Annotated in this window: 19 protein-coding genes; 9 read left to right on the forward strand and 10 right to left on the reverse strand. The window is 72.0% G+C overall.

The genetic code is table 11. From position 1 onward, the window contains the following. Window positions 1–34: 34 nt before the first annotated feature. From OG758_RS23240 to hemL, 3 genes are all read right to left on the reverse strand, one after another. Entirely contained in the window at window positions 35–1279 is a 1245-nt protein-coding gene (locus tag OG758_RS23240) for a hypothetical protein (protein ID WP_326711743.1), read from the reverse strand. Between the two features lie 145 nt (window positions 1280–1424). Continuing rightward, window positions 1425–2120 carry a histidine phosphatase family protein gene (locus OG758_RS23245; RefSeq protein WP_326711744.1) on the reverse strand — a complete coding sequence of 232 codons (696 nt, stop codon included), beginning with the start codon at window positions 2118–2120 and terminating at the stop codon, window positions 1425–1427. Beyond that, window positions 2117–3481, reverse strand: coding sequence for a glutamate-1-semialdehyde 2,1-aminomutase (hemL, locus tag OG758_RS23250; protein ID WP_326711745.1), 1365 nt, complete (start codon window positions 3479–3481; stop codon window positions 2117–2119). Before hemL ends, OG758_RS23245 begins: the two co-directional genes overlap by 4 nt. A gap of 283 nt (window positions 3482–3764) precedes the next feature. On the opposite strand from hemL, the gene OG758_RS23255 reads away from it, so the two are divergent. After that, window positions 3765–4358, forward strand: a complete 594-nt coding sequence (locus OG758_RS23255) for a hypothetical protein (RefSeq protein ID WP_326711746.1) — start codon at window positions 3765–3767, stop codon at window positions 4356–4358. 168 nt (window positions 4359–4526) lie between these two features. Continuing rightward, on the forward strand, window positions 4527–4892 hold the full coding sequence (locus OG758_RS23260; protein WP_326711747.1) for a hypothetical protein: 366 nt from the start codon (window positions 4527–4529) through the stop codon (window positions 4890–4892). Window positions 4893–4970: 78 nt separating this feature from the next. Here the strand turns inward: OG758_RS23260 and OG758_RS23265 are convergent, their stop codons facing one another. Further along, a complete protein-coding gene (locus tag OG758_RS23265; RefSeq protein WP_326711748.1) occupies window positions 4971–6440 on the reverse strand; it encodes a sensor histidine kinase in 1470 nt (489 codons plus the stop codon). 2 nt (window positions 6441–6442) lie between these two features. Continuing rightward, window positions 6443–7192, reverse strand: a complete 750-nt coding sequence (locus tag OG758_RS23270) for a response regulator transcription factor (RefSeq protein ID WP_372566047.1) — start codon at window positions 7190–7192, stop codon at window positions 6443–6445. Window positions 7193–7354: 162 nt separating this feature from the next. On the opposite strand from OG758_RS23270, the gene OG758_RS23275 reads away from it, so the two are divergent. Next, entirely contained in the window at window positions 7355–8629 is a 1275-nt protein-coding gene (locus OG758_RS23275; protein ID WP_326711749.1) for a glycosyltransferase family 4 protein, read from the forward strand. Window positions 8630–8648: 19 nt separating this feature from the next. Next, a complete protein-coding gene (locus OG758_RS23280) occupies window positions 8649–10658 on the forward strand; it encodes a hypothetical protein (protein ID WP_326711750.1) in 2010 nt (669 codons plus the stop codon). A 15-nt stretch (window positions 10659–10673) separates the two neighbouring features. Here OG758_RS23280 and OG758_RS23285 read toward each other — a convergent pair whose 3' ends face one another. The 3 genes from OG758_RS23285 to OG758_RS23295 form a co-directional block, all read right to left on the reverse strand. Further along, window positions 10674–11276 carry an FMN reductase gene (locus OG758_RS23285; RefSeq protein ID WP_326711751.1) on the reverse strand — a complete coding sequence of 201 codons (603 nt, stop codon included), beginning with the start codon at window positions 11274–11276 and terminating at the stop codon, window positions 10674–10676. Next, window positions 11273–12382 carry an LLM class flavin-dependent oxidoreductase gene (locus OG758_RS23290; protein WP_326711752.1) on the reverse strand — a complete coding sequence of 370 codons (1110 nt, stop codon included), beginning with the start codon at window positions 12380–12382 and terminating at the stop codon, window positions 11273–11275. The genes OG758_RS23285 and OG758_RS23290 overlap by 4 nt, the downstream gene beginning before the upstream one ends. Window positions 12383–12462: 80 nt before the next feature. Next, window positions 12463–13089 (reverse strand): TIGR03086 family metal-binding protein, encoded by a 627-nt coding sequence (locus OG758_RS23295; protein WP_326711753.1) that lies wholly within the window; start codon window positions 13087–13089, stop codon window positions 12463–12465. A 61-nt stretch (window positions 13090–13150) separates the two neighbouring features. Here OG758_RS23295 and OG758_RS23300 point away from each other — a divergent pair, with 61 nt between their 5' ends. Beyond that, the gene (locus OG758_RS23300; protein ID WP_326711754.1) at window positions 13151–13993 is read left to right on the forward strand and encodes an AraC family transcriptional regulator; all 843 of its coding nucleotides are present in this window, start codon (window positions 13151–13153) and stop codon (window positions 13991–13993) included. Window positions 13994–13997: 4 nt separating this feature from the next. After that, window positions 13998–14564: a GNAT family N-acetyltransferase gene (locus OG758_RS23305; protein ID WP_326711755.1), complete on the forward strand. Its 567-nt coding sequence runs from the start codon at window positions 13998–14000 to the stop codon at window positions 14562–14564. Here the strand turns inward: OG758_RS23305 and OG758_RS23310 are convergent. Then, a complete protein-coding gene (locus OG758_RS23310; RefSeq protein WP_326711756.1) occupies window positions 14545–14976 on the reverse strand; it encodes a GNAT family N-acetyltransferase in 432 nt (143 codons plus the stop codon). The genes OG758_RS23305 and OG758_RS23310 overlap by 20 nt on opposite strands. Window positions 14977–15047: 71 nt before the next feature. Then, complete coding sequence (locus OG758_RS23315) at window positions 15048–15536, reverse strand: hypothetical protein (RefSeq protein ID WP_326711757.1); 489 nt, start codon at window positions 15534–15536, stop codon at window positions 15048–15050. A 181-nt stretch (window positions 15537–15717) separates the two neighbouring features. On the opposite strand from OG758_RS23315, the gene OG758_RS23320 reads away from it, so the two are divergent. From OG758_RS23320 to OG758_RS23330, 3 genes are all read left to right on the forward strand, one after another. After that, on the forward strand, window positions 15718–16056 hold the full coding sequence (locus tag OG758_RS23320) for a YnfA family protein (protein WP_326711758.1): 339 nt from the start codon (window positions 15718–15720) through the stop codon (window positions 16054–16056). Window positions 16057–16117: 61 nt separating this feature from the next. After that, the gene (locus tag OG758_RS23325) at window positions 16118–16894 is read left to right on the forward strand and encodes an SDR family NAD(P)-dependent oxidoreductase (protein ID WP_326711759.1); all 777 of its coding nucleotides are present in this window, start codon (window positions 16118–16120) and stop codon (window positions 16892–16894) included. Then, window positions 16894–17067 (forward strand): hypothetical protein, encoded by a 174-nt coding sequence (locus OG758_RS23330; RefSeq protein WP_326711760.1) that lies wholly within the window; start codon window positions 16894–16896, stop codon window positions 17065–17067. The genes OG758_RS23325 and OG758_RS23330 overlap by 1 nt, the downstream gene beginning before the upstream one ends. Window positions 17068–17100 lie beyond the last annotated feature (33 nt).

The following is a 17100-nucleotide window of genomic DNA, read 5'->3' on the forward strand; positions in this document are numbered from 1 at the left end:
ATTTCAGGGGGGCATTCAGGGTGCGGCGCGATGCTCACGCCGCGGCTTTGAGGTAGCTGTTCCAGCCGCCGTCGGGGCGCACTCCGACGTCGAGCGAGCGCAGCTTGTCAAGGACCTCGGGGTCCTGGACGTCCAGCCAGTCGACGAACTGCCGGAAGGAGACGAGGCGTACGTCCTTCTTGCCGGCTATGTACTTGAGCGCCTCTTCGACGGAGTCCATATATATCCCGCCGTTCCACTCCTCGAAGTGGTTGCCTATGAAGAACGGCGCCCGGTTCGTCTCGTATGCCCGGTTGAAGCCGGCTATGTAGGCCTCGGCCGACTGCTTGCGCCAGCGCGGGTAGTTGTAGGCGGGCGCCCTGGTGGTGTTCACCGACTGGTTGGCCAGCATGTTGTAGTCCATCGAGAGGACCTCGAAGCTGCGCCCGGGGAACGGCACGGCCTGGAGCGGCAGATCCCACACCCCGCCCCGCTTGGAGGGCCAGCGCTGCCGGCCGCCCGGCGACGAGGCGTCGTAGCGCCAGCCGAGCTCGCGGGCCGTGGGCAGCAGGTTGTCCTGGCCGAGCAGGCAGGGCGTGCGGCCGCCGACGAGTTCCTTCTCATAGTCGAAGGGCAGCGAGGGCAGGTCGTGCCAGCCCGTGTTCGTGCGCCATTCCTTGACGAACGACTTGGCCTGGTCGATCTCGCTGCGCCACTGCGCCGGGGTCCAGTTGGCGACGGTGCCGGTGCCTGCGCAGAAGTGGCCGTTGAAGTGAGTGCCGATCTCATGGCCTTCCAGCCAGGCCTGGCGCACGTACTTCAGCGTCTCCCTGATGTGGGCGTCGGTGAGGTAGCCGATGTCGGAGGCGCCGACCCCGTTGTTCGGCGGGCGGTACAGCCGCTTCTTCGACTCCGGCAGCAGATAGAGGCCGGAGAGGAAGAACGTCATGTGCGCGCCGTGATTCTCGGCCAGTTCGAGGAAGCGCGGGAAGAGGCCGTTGCCGACCTCGCCCGCGCCGTCCCAGGAAAAGATCACGAACTGCGGCGGCTGCTGGCCGGGTTCGAGGGGGACGGGCCTGCCCGGCTGGTTCGGCTGCTTGCCGGTGTACGACGTCGAGCCGTCGCCGATCGGCCGGGCCGCGGGCTTGTCGGGCCTACCGGCCCCGCCCCCGGACCTGTCGCCCGGCGGCACGGACGACCCGCCGACCTGCCCGTTACTGGTACCGCACCCGGCGAGCGCGGCGGCCGCCGCCGCCCCCGCTCCGAGCCCGATCAGTCCCCTTCGTGTGATGTCCGGCATTGCCTGGTCCCCATTCGTCGCGCCCCGTTCCCGTACGAGACGGGCACCCCCTTAGAGGGCGCGACGAACACTGCGGTTCCGGCAGAGAGAACAAAATTGGGCAATGCCGACGGCCATACGCCGAATGCACCGAGCGCCGAGGGCGCTACGCGCCGAACGCCTTGTCCTTCCCCTTCACGGGCTTGGCGCCCGCGAGGAGATGGGCGGGCACGAGATCGCGCGCGGGCTCCGTGTAGCCGACGGACACGATCTTGTCGCCGCGATAGGTGAACGTCGTGAGCGAGGCGAGCGTGCACTGCCGCTTGCGCGGGTCGTGCCACAGCCGACGCTTCTCCACGAAGCTGCGCACGATCCAGATCGGCAGCTGATGGCTGACGCACACCGCCTCGTGACCCCGCGCCGCGTCCTTCGCCGCGTCGAGGGCGCCCATCATCCGCACGACCTGCTCGACGTACGGCTCGCCCCACGACGGCTTGAACGGGTTGACGAGGTGCTTCCAGTTCTCCGGCTTGCGCAGCGCGCCGTCGCCGACGCCGAACGTCTTGCCCTGGAAGACGTTGCCCGCCTCGACGAGCCGGTCGTCGGTCGCCAGGTCGAGCCCGTGCGCCTTCGCGATCGGCGTCGCCGTCTCCTGCGCCCGGTCCAGCGGCGAGGCCACGACATGGGTCACGTCACGCGAGGACAGGTGCTCGGCGACCCGGTCGGCCATCTGCCGGCCGAGCTCGGAGAGGTGGTAGTCGGGCAGCCGCCCGTACAGGATCCCCTCCGGGTTGTGCACCTCTCCGTGCCGCATCACGTGGACGACGGTGATGTCCTGGTCGGACTTGCCGGCAGTGGTCATGCTTGCGTGGCCTCCGCAGCCGCGCGCGCGGCACCGGGGAGCGCGGCGGCGATGCGCTCGACCGCCCGCTCGTCATGGGCAGTGGAGACGAACCAGGACTCGAAGGCCGACGGCGGCAGATAGACGCCCTGCGCCAGCATCGAGTGGAAGAACGCGGTGAAGCGGAAGGACTCCTGCGCCTTCGCGTCCTCGTAGTTGCGCACCTCGTTCTCCGTGAAGAACACGGAGAACATGTTCGAGGCGCTCTGAACGCGGTGCGCGACGCCCTCCTTGGTGAGCGCGGCGCCCACCAGGGTGCGCAGCTCCTCGGAGACCGCGTCGATCTTCGCGTACGCGGCGTCGTCGAGCAGCCGCAGCTGCGCGACACCGGCCGCCGTCGCGATCGGGTTCCCGGACAGCGTGCCCGCCTGGTAGACGGGTCCCGCCGGGGCGAGGTGCCCCATGACGTCCGCGCGGCCACCGAACGCGGCGGCCGGGAAGCCACCGCCCATGACCTTGCCGAACGTCATCAGGTCGGGCGCCACCCCGTCGACGCCGTACCAGCCGGCCTTCGACGTGCGGAAGCCGGTCATGACCTCGTCGGAGATGTACAGCGCGCCGTTCTCGCGGCACAGGTCCGCGAGGCCCTGGTTGAAGCCGTCGAGCGGCGGCACGACGCCCATGTTGCCCGGCGACGCCTCGGTGATGACACACGCGACCTGGCCCTCGTTCGCGGCGAACGCGGCCCGCACGGCGTCGAGGTCGTTGTACGGGACGACGATGGTGTCGCCCGCCTGGGCACCGGTCACACCCGGGGTGTCCGGCAGCCCGAAGGTCGCCACACCCGAACCCGCGGCGGCGAGCAGCGCGTCCACGTGTCCGTGGTAGCAGCCGGCGAACTTGATCACCTTGGCGCGCCCGGTGAACCCGCGGGCGAGCCGGATCGCGGACATGGTCGCCTCGGTCCCGCTGGACACCAGCCGCACCTGCTCGACCGGCGCGATCCGCGCGACGATCTCCTCGGCCAGGGCGACCTCGCCCTCACCCGGCGTACCGAAGGACGTGCCGCGCGCGACGGCGTCCTGGACGGCCGCGATGACCTCGGGACGGGAATGGCCGAGGATCATCGGCCCCCAGGAGCAGACGAGGTCGACGTACTCGCGACCGTCGGCATCCGTGAGGTACGGACCGGTACCGGACACCATGAACCGGGGCGTACCGCCCACGGCACGGAACGCGCGTACGGGCGAGTTCACGCCGCCCGGCGTCACGAGGGCCGCGCGGTCGAAGAGACCCTGCGAGACCGGTGCTTCATAGGGGTACGGTGCGGTCGCGCCCGACGGCGGCGCCGCGGACCCGGGGATGTTGTTCGCCTCTGCCATGCCTCTCAGCGTACGGGCACGCTCTCCGGAGCCCGGCTCATCCCCTGCTTCTCTGGCCACGGCGGGAACCGACTACCTAAACTCCCAGGGGATGGGCCGCTCGCGGACAGTTCACGCTGTACGCCGGCGCGGGGTTCGCTCCCCGGCCCGCGCAGGTGTTTCACCGCACGTTTCGGCGAGTGACCGTGGGGGAGGTCACTGACACGATGATCGGGTTGCGCGGTGGTGGCCGCGCGGCCTAGAAAAGGGGCGAGGCGCCCTGGAAAAGCAGTCGGGTGGAGATATGCATCGCGGTGGCGGACTGGGCGAGGGGACCGACGATCTGGGCCCCCGGCGTGCCCGGCGGGGAAAGCACCGGCGCGACGCGGAGGCGGCAGCGGCGGAAGAAGCGGACGCCGGGCAGGCACTGGGCGGGACCGGGAGCAGGAATGGTGGCCGGGTGGGGGTGACGTACAAATACTTCGGCGCGCCCGACGGTGCCACGGCGGCCCGTGTCCCCATCTCGATGCGCCCCGAGGAGCTCGGCGGTGACGAGCTCGGCATGGGCGGCATGTTCACCAAGATCAAGCCGGAGACGATGGCCGCGATGGTCCTCACCGGCATAGAGGGCATACCTCTGCACAAGGTCCCCCCGCTGGAACTGGTCGTCCTGCACCCCGACTACGCGGTCGTGAAGCTGCCCATGACGGTCGTCGACCCGCTGCGCGGCGTCGGCGAGGAGGCCGTGGGCGCCGCGGCGTTCATCTGGTCGACGGTCCCGGACCGCGGCGGCCCGCGCGACGCGTTCAACGTGTACCAACTGCTGCACGAATGGCAGGACTTCAGCCACCGGCTCCATGAGGCGGGACATCAGCCGTATTGCCTGGTGTGGCCCTGAGCCGGGGCTTCACCGGTTTCGGGCGGGGTTTTCGGGCCCCGCCTTCGTCATGTGCGGACGAGGGCGCCGGGCGGCCGCGCACGGCACTGCGCTACTGACGCGTCATGCCTCTAGATGCCGACCCGCGACCCGCCTTGCAGGCTGGAATCCCGGAGCGAGGAGACGGGCGTGGAAAAACACGCAGCCGCGGATCTGGACGACCTCACGGCATTCCTGGCCCGGTCGACCGGCCCTCTCCTGCGCTCCTCCGGCGAGGGCGCCCACCTCGTCGAGCAAGCCGTGGCCGACGGCGCCCGCGCCTTCGGCGGCTCGGTCCCCTGCCGCTGGCACCGGAGGCACTCACGGTCACCGCGGCGGACGGCCGTACTCGCACCGTCACCGTGCACGGCTTCCCGGGAGGTCTTCCGCCTCGACCAGGTCGCCGCGCTGAAACCGCTGCTCGCCGGGCTGCGGGCGGCCGGATCGGTATCGCGGAGGCGATCCGCAGGCCGGCCGCGATCGAGGCGGCACCGACGCCCTACCCGTGGTGGCTGAAGTTCCTCGGCATGTGCTGCTCTCGCTGGGCTTCGCCCCGTTGAACAGCCGGGCCGCACGCGCCGCGTCCGCCGGCCCTCAGTCCCGCTCCTCCGGCACCCCCCGCACCGTGAACCCGATCGCCGCTCCCCCGCCGTCTCGCCCCTTCGCGAACGGCACGCCCCCGTGGGCCGCCGCCACCTCCTGGACGATCGACAGGCCGAGGCCGGATCCGGGCAGGCTGCGGGCGGCCGGCGCGCGGTAGAAGCGGTCGAAGACCCGGTCCAGGTCCGAGGCCGCGATGCCGGGACCCCGGTCGAGCACCTCGACGCGCACGCCGTCCGGGAGACCTCCCGTGACCACGATCTCGATCGACTCCGTCCCGTCGCTGTCGAACTTGGCGGCGTTCTCCACCAGGTTGGACACCGCGCGCTGGAGCGAGGACGGGCGGCCCCGGATCACCGTGTCGCCCCTCGAACGCACAACGACCGTGCGGCCCGTGCGGCGGCGCGCGAGGACCGCCGTGTCCTCGGCCGTCTCGGCGAGCGCCACCTCGACGACCGGCTCGTCGTCCTCCTTGCCCGCGGCCAGCTCCACCAACTCGTTGACCAGGTCGGTCAGTTCACGCGACTCCTGCGCGAGGTCGGCGATCAGCTCCTCGCGGGTCACGGGCGGCAGGTCCTCGATACGACGCAGCAGCGAGATGTTCGTACGCAGCGAGGTGAGCGGCGTACGCAGTTCGTGGCCGGCGTCCTGCACCAGGCGGCGCTGATCCTCCATGGAGCGCGCGAGCCGCCCCAGCATCCGGTCGAAGGAGCGCCCCAGGCTGCCCACCTCGTCGCCGCCGGTGACCGGCACCCGCACATCGAGGTGCCCCGTGCCCGCCACGTCTTCCGCCGCCTCGGCCAGCCTGACCAGACGCCCCGTGATCCGGCGCGCCAGCCACCAGCCGACGAGACCCGCCGCGATGATCACAAAACCGGCCAGCAGGCCCGTGCGCTGCTGGAGCTCACGCAACAGGTCCTCCGTGTCGCTGAACTCCTGCGCGACCTGGACCGCGCCGCGCCCCCCGCCCAGCGACACGGCCGTCATCCGGTACGCGTCCCCGCGGATCTCCACATCACGCCGTGACCCGCCCGTCTCCGCCCCGTCGGCCTCCTCCGTCACACCGGCGTGCGCCTCGTCGGCGGTGCGCCGGTCGGCCGCGTTCACCGGCAGCTGCGGGCTGCCGCGGTCGATGATCCGGCCGCCCGGCCCGAGGACCTGGACATCCGTACGCGCCGGCCTGATCAGGTCGTCGCGCGGCCCGTCATGGTCCGGGTCTCCCGACGCGAAGTCGTACGGGGTGAGCTCGGTGTCCTTCACCTGCTGCCGCAGGTCGGTGACGACCTCGTCGAACACGGCCTGCTGGTCGACGCGGACGAGGCGCGCCGCGGCGTCGTAGGAGAGGAAGCCGACCAGGACGGTGACGGCCGCCGCGACGGCCGCGAACGACACGGCGAACGTGGTCCGCAGGGACCGGGCGCGCGGCCGCCCGTGCAGGAATGCGCGCAGGCGGCGACGCGGCATCCTCAGTCCTCCCGCAGCACGTAGCCGACGCCGCGCACGGTGTGGATCAGGGAGGCGGCGCCTGGTTCGTCGACCTTGCGGCGCAGATAGCCGACGTAGACGGCGAGGTTCTTCGACCCGGGGCCGAAGTCGTAGCCCCAGATGCGGTCGTAGATCGTGGCGTGGTCGAGGACGATGCCCGCGTTGCGCACGAGCAGCTCCAGGAGGTCGAACTCGGTGCGGGTGAGCTCCAGCTCGCGCTCACCGCGCCAGGCCCGCCTCGCCTGCGGATCCATCCGGAGGTCGGCCGCGGCGACCTGGCCGTCCGGCCCGGCCGGTGAGGCGTCCTGCCCGTCGCCCGAGGCCGCGCCATTGGTGCGGCGCAGCAGGGCACGGAGCCGCGCGAAGACCTCCTCCACGTCGAACGGCTTCACGACGTAGTCGTCCGCGCCCGCGTCCAGGCCCGCGATCCGGTCGGGCGTCTCGACGAGCGCCGTCAGCATCAGGATCGGCGTGCGGTCGCCCTCGGCGCGCAGCACCCGGCACACCTGAAGGCCGTCGATGCCCGGCATCATCACGTCCAGGACGAGTATGTCGGGCGCGCTGCGATGGGCCTGGGCGATCGCCTCCACCCCGTCGGCCACGGCCGTGACCTCGTAACCCTCCAGAGTCAGGGCCCGCTCCAGGGCATGGCGGATGGCACGGTCGTCCTCGGCGAGCAGCACGGTCGGGGACGCGGCGCGGGGCGTGGCGGACGCAGCGGTTGGGGACACGCGTTCCAGTGTGCCCCCCGTCGCCGGGGAGGTACCCCCTGACCAGGGGCCCGCCGGACGCCTTCTTACCCGCCTCTCACTCGGGAGCGAACGGCGGCTTACCTCGCTGGACCAGGCTGCCGACGTATGTAGCGGGCACAGGGCCCGCCGGGAGGGCTGTCCATGAAGATCGTGTTCCTGCTGCACAACGCGTACGCGATCGGCGGGACCGTACGGACCACGCTCAACCTCGCCGCGGCGCTCACCGGGTGCGGCGGCCACGAGGTCGAGATCGTCTCGATGTCCCGGCACCGCGAGGTGCCGCGCTTCACGGTCGACCCCGCCGTCTCACTGGTCCCGCTCGTCGACACGCGCATCGGCGGCGTCGACACGCAGTACGCGGCGTACGGGGAACCCGCGCAGGACTTTCCCGCCGCCGAGAAGCGCCACAAGCAGTACACCCGTCTGCACGATCTGCGTGTGCGTGATTACCTGGAGCGCTGCGACGCTGACGTCGTGATCGGTACGCGCCCCGGCATCAACGTCTATCTGGCGATGCACGGCCCGCGCACCGCGCTGCGCATCGGGCAGGAGCACCTGCGCCACGACGCCCACAGCAAGAAGCTCCGGGCGGTACTCGCCCGCCACTACCGCTCCCTCGACGCCGTCGTCACCATGACCGCTGCGGACGCCGAGGTGTACCGGGCGCGCATGACCCTGCCGGGTGTACGGGTTCTGTCGGTCCCGAACATCGTGCCGGAGGCGCCCTGTCCCCCGTCCGAGGGAACTTCCAAGATCATCGCGAGCGCCGGGCGACTCGCGCCGGGCAAGCGCTTCGACCTGCTCCTGGAGGCGTTCGCGGCCGTCGCCGCGCAGGAACCCGAGTGGCAGCTGCGGATCTACGGCGGCGGCCCCGAGGAGGCGAAGCTGCGCGATCTCATCGCCGGGCTCGGGCTGAGCGGGCGCGCCCACCTCATGGGGGCGCACTCACCCATCGAGCCGGAGTTCGCCAAGGCCTCGATCGTGGTGTCCGCCTCCGACGCGGAGTCCTTCGGGATGACGCTCGTCGAGGCCATGCGGTGCGGGGTTCCGGCGGTCAGCACCAACGCGCCGCTCGGCCCCGCCGAGATCATCACGGACGGCGTCGACGGCCGGCTCGTACCGGTCGGGGACGCGCGCGCCCTCGCCGAGGCCGTGGTCGACCTCATCCAGGACGCGCCGCACCGGCACGCCATGGCCCGCGCCGCGTTCGCGTCGGCCCGCCGCTACGACCCCGATCCGATCGTCGCCCGCTACGACCTCCTGTTCGCCGAACTCCGTGAGACACGGCGCCAGCGCTCATGGCAGCGGCTGCGCCACCGGGCGGCCAACTGGGCACGGCGCAAGACCCGTTCGCCCCGCGGCCCGGCCCGGACCGCGCCCGCGCGCGGCACCCGCTCGGACCCACGCCCCACGTGACGCACGAGCGGGAAGGCACATGACGACCAACGACGCACACCTCGGCACCCCCACCCCAGAACCGGCCCGCCCGCAAGGCCCCAAGGCCCCCGGAGCCAAGCGGGACCGGGCCAGCGAGGGCCGGGGAAGGCGGGTCGATCAAAACCGGCGGCGACCCGCCCCCCGGCCCGACCCCCACCCGAAGCCCGGACCGTCCGCATCCGGGCCCGTGCCGTCCCTGTCCGAGCCCGAGCCATCCGTGTCCCGGCCCGACGCCCAGCCGGGTACGGCAGCCACCACTGCCCGACCGGAGACCGGAACCGCGGCACGGAGGTGGGCCGAGCGCCCTCCGACGCCAGGCCACTCGACGCCTCGGCGGCATCTCGCCCAGCAGCCCGACCCGACAGCCGCCGCTCGCCCGGACACGGACCCGACAGCCTCCACCACCCGACCGGAGACGGGCCGAGCGAGGACGGGCCGAGCAGAGACGGGCCGGCCGGAGACGGGTCACCCGCAGGCCGGGGCCACCCGCCCGGAGGCCGGCACCGGAGCCATCACCACCCCCCGCCGCCACACCGGGCCCACCCCCAGCCGCCCAGCCACGACCGCCGCCCCCGGTGCCACATCCGGCGCCCCCGGAAAGCGCCCCCGCGCCACCCCGTGGCTCGCCCTCGTAGCCCTCGCCTACGCCCTCGTTCAGTGCTTGCTCGTCGTGCCGCCGCTCGCGCACGCGCTCGGGTGGGACGAGACCGTGTACGTGTCGCAGTACGACCCGCGGGTCCCCGCCGCCTTCTTCAGCGCTCCGCGCTCCCGCGGCATCAGCTTCCTGACCGCGCCGTTCATCGCGGCCACCCCGTCCGTCCTCGTCCTGCGCATCGGGCTCACGCTGCTCTCGTCGGCCGCCCTGTACGCCGCGTTCCGCGTATGGCGTCCCGTCGTCGGCGCCCGCACCACGGCCCTCGCCGCGCTGCTGTTCGCGGGACTGTGGATCACCCAGATCTCCGGGCCTCAGGCCATGCCCAACCTCTGGGTCGCGTTCGGCGCGGTCGCGGCCACCGGCTGGTTCCTGCGCGCGGTGACCGGGCGTGAACCCCGGGCTGCCAACTGGTGGCTCGCGGGCTGTGTCGCCGTGACCGCCCTGTTCCGCGCCCCGGACGCCGTCTGGCTCGCCCTGCCCCTGATCGCCACGTCCCTGTTCCGCAACCGCCGTACCCTGCCCTACCTGGTCGGCGGACTCGCGGCCGGCCTCGCCCAGTGGGTCGCGGAGGCGTACATCCGCTTCGGCTCGGTGCAGGACCGGCTGCACGTGTCGAGCGCCACCGAGGGCGACATGGGCCTGCACCTCAACTTCGACAACGCCTGGTCCAGCCTCAACGGCCCCCTGCTGTGCCGCCCGTGCACGGCGACCCTGGACTCCCCCGGCCTCACCCTCTGGTGGCTGGCCCTGCCCCTGCTCGCCGCGGCCGCGCTCGCCTACGTCCTGCGCGAGCGCCGGCTCCTGCCGACCGCGCTCCCCATGGCCGTCGCCGCCGCGCTCTCCGTGCCATATCTGCTCATGATCGACTACTCGGCTCCGCGCTTCCTGCTCCCTGCCTACGCGCTCCTCGCACTGCCGGTCGCCGGCCTGGTCACACGCCTGAACCCGCGCCGCGGCCTCGTCCTCGCAGGACTGCTCATCGCGGCGCAGCTCGTCTCGCAGGCCACTGTCCTGACCCGGGTCACCGCGTCCACGGCCCTCACGAACGAGCGCTACCGCGCCGCCGCCGACGGCCTGCGCACCCTGGGCCTGCGCCCGCCCTGCCTGGTCTCGGGCCCGCGCGCCCTCCCCATCGCCTACGACGCGGGCTGCGCCTCCGCCCAGGTGGACGGCAACAACCTCTCGACGACCGTCGCGGGCCTCCTCGACCGCGCCGCGAAGGTGCCGACCGCCCTCCTCACGGCAAAGGGACAGCGCCCACCGCACTATGCGCGCGACTGGACGCCGTATCCCCTGCACCACACCCCCGGCTGGACGGCCTGGCTCGCGCCGGCCGCCCCGCAGGGCCCGTGACCCGACGGACGACGCCTACTCCGCCCGCAGCGCGGCGAGCTGCCGCTCGAAGGGGATGACGTCGTCGCCCCACTCCACCGGCGCCGGGCGGGCCGCCGCGAGCCCGGTCATGAGCCGGGCGAGCTCGCCGCCGGCCCGTTCGACGCGCTGCTCAAGTCCCTCCGCTCCCCAGTCCTGCGACGCCGCGTACACGGCGGTCGGCACGACCACGGCCCGCAGGTGGGCGAACAGCGGACGCATCGCGTGCTCCAGGACGAGCGAGTGCCGCGGCGTGCCGCCGGTCGCCCCGACGAGCACCGGCTTCCCGGTGAGCGCGTCCTTGTCGAGCACGTCGAAGAACGACTTGAACAGACCGCTGTACGAGGCCGAGAACACCGGCGACACGGCGATCAGGCCGTCCGCCCCGGTCACCGCGTCGAGCGCCTCCCTGAGGGCGGGCCCGGGGAACCCGGTGACCAGGTTGTGCGCGATCTCGACGGCCAGGTCACGCAGTTCGACGACGCTCACGTCCACACCGGCGCCCGCGATCTGCGAGGTCACCGCCTGCGTGAGCCGGTCGGCGAGGATCCTGCTCGACGACGGGGCGCTCAGCCCCGCCGACACGACGACGAGCTTCATACGGCCGGCACCTCCTTGTCCTGCTGGGTCGCCAGCTCTGCCTCGGCGACGCGCGACGCGTGCGTCGGCGCGTCCGGCACGTTCGCCGGACGGCTGTTCGCGAACTCCTTGCGCAGCACCGGCACGACCTCCTCGCCGAGGATGTCGAGCTGCTCCAGGACGGTCTTCAGCGGCAGACCGGCGTGGTCCATCAGGAACAGCTGGCGCTGGTAGTCACCGACGTGCTCCCGGAAGCCGAGGGTGCGCTCGATCACCTGCTGCGGGGATCCCACGGTCAGCGGGGTCTGCGAGGTGAAGTCCTCCAGGGAGGGGCCGTGTCCGTAGACGGGCGCGTTGTCGAAGTACGGGCGGAACTCCCGCACCGCGTCCTGCGAGTTCTTACGCATGAACACCTGGCCGCCGAGGCCGACGATGGCCTGCTCGGGGGCGCCGTGCCCGTAGTGGGCGAAGCGCCGGCGGTAGAGGTTCACCATCTGCTTGGTGTGCTCCATCGGCCAGAAGATGTTGTTGTGGAAGAACCCGTCGCCGTAGAACGCGGCCTGCTCGGCGATCTCGGGGGAGCGGATCGAGCCGTGCCACACGAAGGGCGCGACCCCGTCGAGCGGGCGCGGCGTCGAGGTGAAGGACTGCAGCGGCGTACGGAACTTGCCCTCCCACGTCACGACGTCCTCGTCCCACAGGCGGCGCAGCAGGGCGTAGTTCTCGACGGCGAGGTTGATGCCCTCGCGGATGTCCTTGCCGAACCAGGGGTAGACGGGGCCGGTGTTGCCGCGGCCCATCATCAGGTCGACGCGGCCGTCCGCGACGTGCTGGAGCATCGCGAAGTCCTCGGCGATCTTCACCGGGTCGTTCGTGGTGATCAGCGTCGTGGAGGTGGAGAGGATCAGGTTCTCGGTGCGGGCGGCGATGTAGCCGAGCATCGTGGTCGGTGACGACGGCACGAAGGGCGGGTTGTGGTGCTCGCCGGTGGCGAAGACGTCGAGCCCGACCTCCTCCGCCTTCAGGGCGATGGCGAGCATGGCCTTGATGCGCTCGTGCTCGCTCGGCGTACGGCCCGTCGTCGGATCGGCCGTGACGTCACCGACGCTGAAGATCCCGAACTGCATGGCTTTCACCCTCCGAGGTTGTTGATGATTCAACTATACCCTCGAACGGTGACGGCCCCGCCTCTATTCCTCGGCGGTCCTCAGCTCACCGGCGCCGCCCACCGCGGATCCCGCCCCGTCGCCGCGAGCAGCCGCTCGAACGCCGACGCCCCCGCGGGCTCCGGCACGGCCTCCCCGAACACCCCCATCGACCGTGCCGTCGGCGCCAGCTCCGCGACGGTCCCGGCCAGCCGCTCCACGACGGCGAGCGCCTCCCCCTCGGGCACGTACTCCTGCCCCGTCGCCCGCGCCAGGTCCCAGATGTGCACGGTCAGATCGAGCAGCACCATGGAGCCGACCGTGGCCGCCGGCATGTTCATCGCGCCGGTCGTCCCCTCCTCGGCGCCCGGCGCCGACCAGGCCGCCACCAGCTTCCGGGCCTCCTCGCCGAACCGCTCGCGCCAGTCGGGCCCCTCGGCCACCCGGTCCGCGGACTCCGTAAAGTCGGAGTCCTGCTTCGCGGCCAGCCGCTGGAACTGCTCCATCACCTGGAAGAGGTGGTTGACCAGGGCCTTCACATCGAATTCCGCGCACGGCGTCGCCGCTTCGAGACGGCCGTCGGGCAGGGCGCGGACGACCGGGACGGCCCGCTCCACGGCCACGTCCAGAAGATCGCCGATGCCGCGCGCGTGCCCGAGACTCCCGTTGTTCCCATGGATGTCATTCATGGCGCCAAGCTACGGGCCCGAACCCGACCCGTCTTGAAGAAAGGCGACATACGATCCGGCCATGGCCGCACCCAGCCGTGACACCCGCGGCATCGTCGACCCGAGCGAGCTCCTGACCCGCGTACGGTTCCGCCGCCACGAGCCCGCCGAGCCGCTGCGCCACTACGTCGAGAACTACTGGTTCATCGACTGGGACCTCTCCGAGCCCTACGCCTCGCACATCGTCCCGCACCCCTCGGTCAACCTGACCTTCGAGCGATATGCCGACGGGCGGTCCGCCGGCGCCCAAGGCCACGGCGGACCGCCCGTCGGCGTGGTCACCGGCGTCGCGCTCGGCCTGTTCACCAAGAAACTGACCGGCCGCGGCCGGGTGTGCGGGGTGAAGTTCCGCAGCGGAGGCTTCCGGCCCTACGCCCCTGACGTACCGGTCATCCACTGGACCGGCCAGGAGCTGCCCATGGGCGACGTGTTCACCGGCGCCCCGCCCGACATCGCGCGAGCGGTCACCGGACCCGACGACGAGCACGCGCGCGTGGCCGCGCTCGACGCCTTCCTTCTCGCCCGCGCCGCCGCCGACGACCCGCAGGCCGACCTCGCCATGGACCTCGTCGACCGCATCCGCACCGACGCCACCGTGCACCGCGTCGGCGAGTTCGCGGCGGCACAGGGCCTCTCCGTACGGGCCCTGCAACGCCTCTTCTCCGCCTACGTCGGCGTCGGACCTAAGTGGATCATCCTGCGCCACCGCATCCACCAGGCCCTGGAACGCGCCGACTCGGACGCCGCCGTGGACTGGTCCGCCCTCGCCGCCGACCTCGGATACGCCGACCAGGCCCACCTCGTCAGAGATTTCACCGCGACCGTGGGCGTGCCGCCGACGGCCTACGCACCGAGGAACCGATGAGCCGATGACGCACAGCACCGAACGCAGGACGGCCGGGGAGAAGATGGCGCACATAGGCCTCGTGCCCTGGGCGGACGCCGACTTCGATCTCCTGCTCAAGAACAACGCGCCCGAGATGACGGCCCACCTCGGCGGCCCCGAGACCCTCGACCAGCTCATGGACCGCCACCGCCGCTACCTCGCCCTGTCCATGCTCGACGGGCACGGCCGGATGTTCCGCATCACCGCGGGACCCGACGCCCCCGCGGCCGGCTCCATCGGCTACTGGGCGACACCGTGGCAGGGCGAACGGATCTGGGAGACCGGCTGGGGCGTCCTTCCCGGCTACCAGGGCCGGGGCATCGCCGCCGCGGCCGCCCGCCTCGTCGCCGCACACGCGGCCGCCGACCGGGCACGCCTGCGCCACCTGCACGCGTTCCCGGCCGTCGACCACCGCGCGTCGAACGGCGTCTGCCGCAGCGCCGGCTTCACCCTGCGCGGCCCCTGCGACTTCGAGTACCCGAAGGGCCGCGCGATCCGCTGCCACGACTGGCACCTCGACCTGCGGACCCTCAGCCGAGCTTCTTCGTGAAGTGGAACGCCGTGATGTCCATGCGCTCCCGCAGATAGAAGCGGTGCGCGTCCGTCCGACGCGTTCCCGAGTCCAACTGGAGCGTGCGGCAGCCCAGTTCACGCGCCCGCTCCTCCAGATGCGCGAGCAGCGCCCGGCCCACGCCGCCCGACCTGGCCCGCTCGGCGGTCACCAGGTCGTCGACGTAGAGCTTGCGCAGCGCGCTCGTGTTGGCGACCACCCGCCACCCCGCGACGCCCGCGCACGACCCGTCGTCGGTGTACGCGGCCGTGAACCGCAGCCCCTGCGGGTACCCCTCCGCGTACACCTCGGAGAACAGCTCGCCGGTCAGATGCGGGCGCAGCTCCTGGAGCACGGGCAGGACCTCGGCGCCGAGGCGTGGATCGCCGGGCTCCATGTCAGTGATCTTCATGCTCGAACGATAGGAGTCCCGGCCGGGGCCGCACACCCCCGTCTCAGAAGGAGCGGCCCGGCTCACAGGAGTCAGAAGTAGTAGACGTCCCCGGTGTCCAGGGCCAGCACCTTGTGCGTGTTGTTCTGCGGATTGTGGTCCGCGGCGCCTCCGCTCCACATCGTGTCGATCCGCACCGTCACCTCCGAAGGCGCCCCGGCCAGCCGCGCCGACACCCGGATCCGCCTGCCCCTGCTGTCCGCCGGCAGCGCGCCGGTCCGGCACAGGACCGTCTGTTTGTCCGCCCGCACACACATCGGCGGCAGCCCCCGCATGTCCGTGACCGGCGCCGACCAGCGCAGCCGCAGCGTGGCGTCCGCCACCGACGACGGACCGTGGTTCTGCGGGATCAGCCGGGTCTCCACCCGGCCCCGGGACATGGCGACCTGCCCGTGATACGCCAGATCGACCTCCCGAACGGGCCGCGGGCGGGGCCCGTCGGCAGCGGCGGGACCGGCCGCCAGCACCGCGGCGGCACTCAGCCCGACAGCGCCGAATCCACGCCCAACCGCACGTCCCACACCACACCTCACCAGCATGTTCTCTCCGCCCTCTCGTCCTCCGCCACAGATCACCGACCACGAACCACCGGTCACCGCCAGGCGGGTCTCCTGATGTATCCCACGCATCCCGCCCCGCAGGCGCCGTCCAACAGGTGACGGTGCGACGGCCGCGCAGGACCGGCATGGCAACCTGTCCCGCATGCTGGTCGCCCGCTCCGCCCTCCTCTTCGTCCTCGCCGCCCTCTTCGAGATCGGCGGCGCCTGGCTCGTCTGGCAGGGCGTGCGCGAACACAAGGGATGGGCGTGGATCGGCGCGGGCGTCATCGCCCTCGGCATCTACGGCTTCGTGGCCACGCTCCAGCCCGACGGCGAGTTCGGCCGCATCCTCGCCGCCTACGGAGGCGTCTTCGTCGCGGGCTCGATCGCCTGGGGCGTGGTCGCGGACGGCTACCGGCCCGACCGCTGGGACGTCACCGGAGCCCTCATCTGCCTGGCCGGCATGGCCGTGATCATGTACGCGCCCCGCGGCGCCCGGTGACACCACCGCGCGCAGCCTGCCTATCCTGGCGGGAGTCGATCGCACGTCCGAGGAGCAAGCCATGACCGCCGCCGCGCCCGCAGCCGCCTCCCGCATCGCCGTCATCACCGGCGCGAGCAGCGGAATCGGCGCAGCCACCGCACGACAGCTGGCGGCGGCCGGTTACCGGGTCGTGCTCACCGCGCGCCGCAAGGACCGGATCGAGTCGCTGGCCGCCGAGATCAACGAAGCGGGCCACCAGGCGGCGGCCTACGCGCTCGACATCACGGACCGCGCCGCGGTCGACGAGTTCGCCACGGCCTTCAAGACCATCGGCGTCCTCGTGAACAACGCGGGCGGCGCGCTCGGCGCGGACCCCGTGGCGACGGGCGACCCCGCCGAGTGGCGCCAGATGTACGAGACGAACGTCATCGGCACGCTGAACGTCACGCAGGCCCTGCTCCCCGCCCTCACCGCCAGCGGCGACGGCACGGTCGTCGTCCTCTCCTCCACGGCCGGACACGGCACGTACGAGGGCGGCGCCGGCTACGTGGCGGCCAAGCACGCCGAGCACGTCCTCGCCGAGACCCTGCGCCTGGAGATCGTCGGCACCCCGGTCCGCGTCATCGAGGTCGCGCCCGGCATGGTCAAGACCGAGGAGTTCGCCCTGACCCGCTTCGGCGGCGACACCGAGAAGGCCGAGAAGGTCTACGCGGGCGTCGCCGAACCGCTCTCGGCCGACGACGTGGCCGACACCATCACCTGGGCGGTCACCCGCCCCAGCCGCGTGAACATCGACCTGCTCGTCGTCCGCCCCCGCGCCCAGGCCTCCAACACCAAGGTCCACAGGGAGCTGTAATGCCCCCGGAACCCCCCGACCCGCTGGAGATCCTGGAGCGAGAAGCGGACGAGCGCCGCCGCGAAGAGGAAAAACGCGGCGAGCGCCACATGTGGTGGTACCTGGCCTACTTCCTCTTCGGTATCCACCTGGTGGCCCTGGTCATGATCTACGCCGTCACCCACACGAAGTAGCGAAGCGGCCGAGCAGCGAGGCAGGTGCTTGCC

The sequence above is a fragment of the Streptomyces sp. NBC_01474 genome (assembly GCF_035918215.1).
GTDB lineage: Bacteria > Actinomycetota > Actinomycetes > Streptomycetales > Streptomycetaceae > Streptomyces > Streptomyces aureus.

Coding starts and splice junctions, on each gene's coding strand:
- OG758_RS23240 (WP_326711743.1), bottom strand. CDS start 1,279: ATGCCGGACATCACACGAAGGGGACTGATCGGGCTCGGAGCGGGGGCG.
- OG758_RS23245 (WP_326711744.1), bottom strand. CDS start 2,120: ATGACCACTGCCGGCAAGTCCGACCAGGACATCACCGTCGTCCACGTG.
- hemL (WP_326711745.1), bottom strand. CDS start 3,481: ATGGCAGAGGCGAACAACATCCCCGGGTCCGCGGCGCCGCCGTCGGGC.
- OG758_RS23255 (WP_326711746.1), top strand. CDS start 3,765: ATGCATCGCGGTGGCGGACTGGGCGAGGGGACCGACGATCTGGGCCCC.
- OG758_RS23265 (WP_326711748.1), bottom strand. CDS start 6,440: ATGCCGCGTCGCCGCCTGCGCGCATTCCTGCACGGGCGGCCGCGCGCC.
- OG758_RS23275 (WP_326711749.1), top strand. CDS start 7,355: ATGAAGATCGTGTTCCTGCTGCACAACGCGTACGCGATCGGCGGGACC.
- OG758_RS23280 (WP_326711750.1), top strand. CDS start 8,649: ATGACGACCAACGACGCACACCTCGGCACCCCCACCCCAGAACCGGCC.
- OG758_RS23285 (WP_326711751.1), bottom strand. CDS start 11,276: ATGAAGCTCGTCGTCGTGTCGGCGGGGCTGAGCGCCCCGTCGTCGAGC.
- OG758_RS23290 (WP_326711752.1), bottom strand. CDS start 12,382: ATGCAGTTCGGGATCTTCAGCGTCGGTGACGTCACGGCCGATCCGACG.
- OG758_RS23295 (WP_326711753.1), bottom strand. CDS start 13,089: ATGAATGACATCCATGGGAACAACGGGAGTCTCGGGCACGCGCGCGGC.
- OG758_RS23300 (WP_326711754.1), top strand. CDS start 13,151: ATGGCCGCACCCAGCCGTGACACCCGCGGCATCGTCGACCCGAGCGAG.
- OG758_RS23305 (WP_326711755.1), top strand. CDS start 13,998: ATGACGCACAGCACCGAACGCAGGACGGCCGGGGAGAAGATGGCGCAC.
- OG758_RS23310 (WP_326711756.1), bottom strand. CDS start 14,976: ATGAAGATCACTGACATGGAGCCCGGCGATCCACGCCTCGGCGCCGAG.
- OG758_RS23320 (WP_326711758.1), top strand. CDS start 15,718: ATGCTGGTCGCCCGCTCCGCCCTCCTCTTCGTCCTCGCCGCCCTCTTC.
- OG758_RS23325 (WP_326711759.1), top strand. CDS start 16,118: ATGACCGCCGCCGCGCCCGCAGCCGCCTCCCGCATCGCCGTCATCACC.
- OG758_RS23330 (WP_326711760.1), top strand. CDS start 16,894: ATGCCCCCGGAACCCCCCGACCCGCTGGAGATCCTGGAGCGAGAAGCG.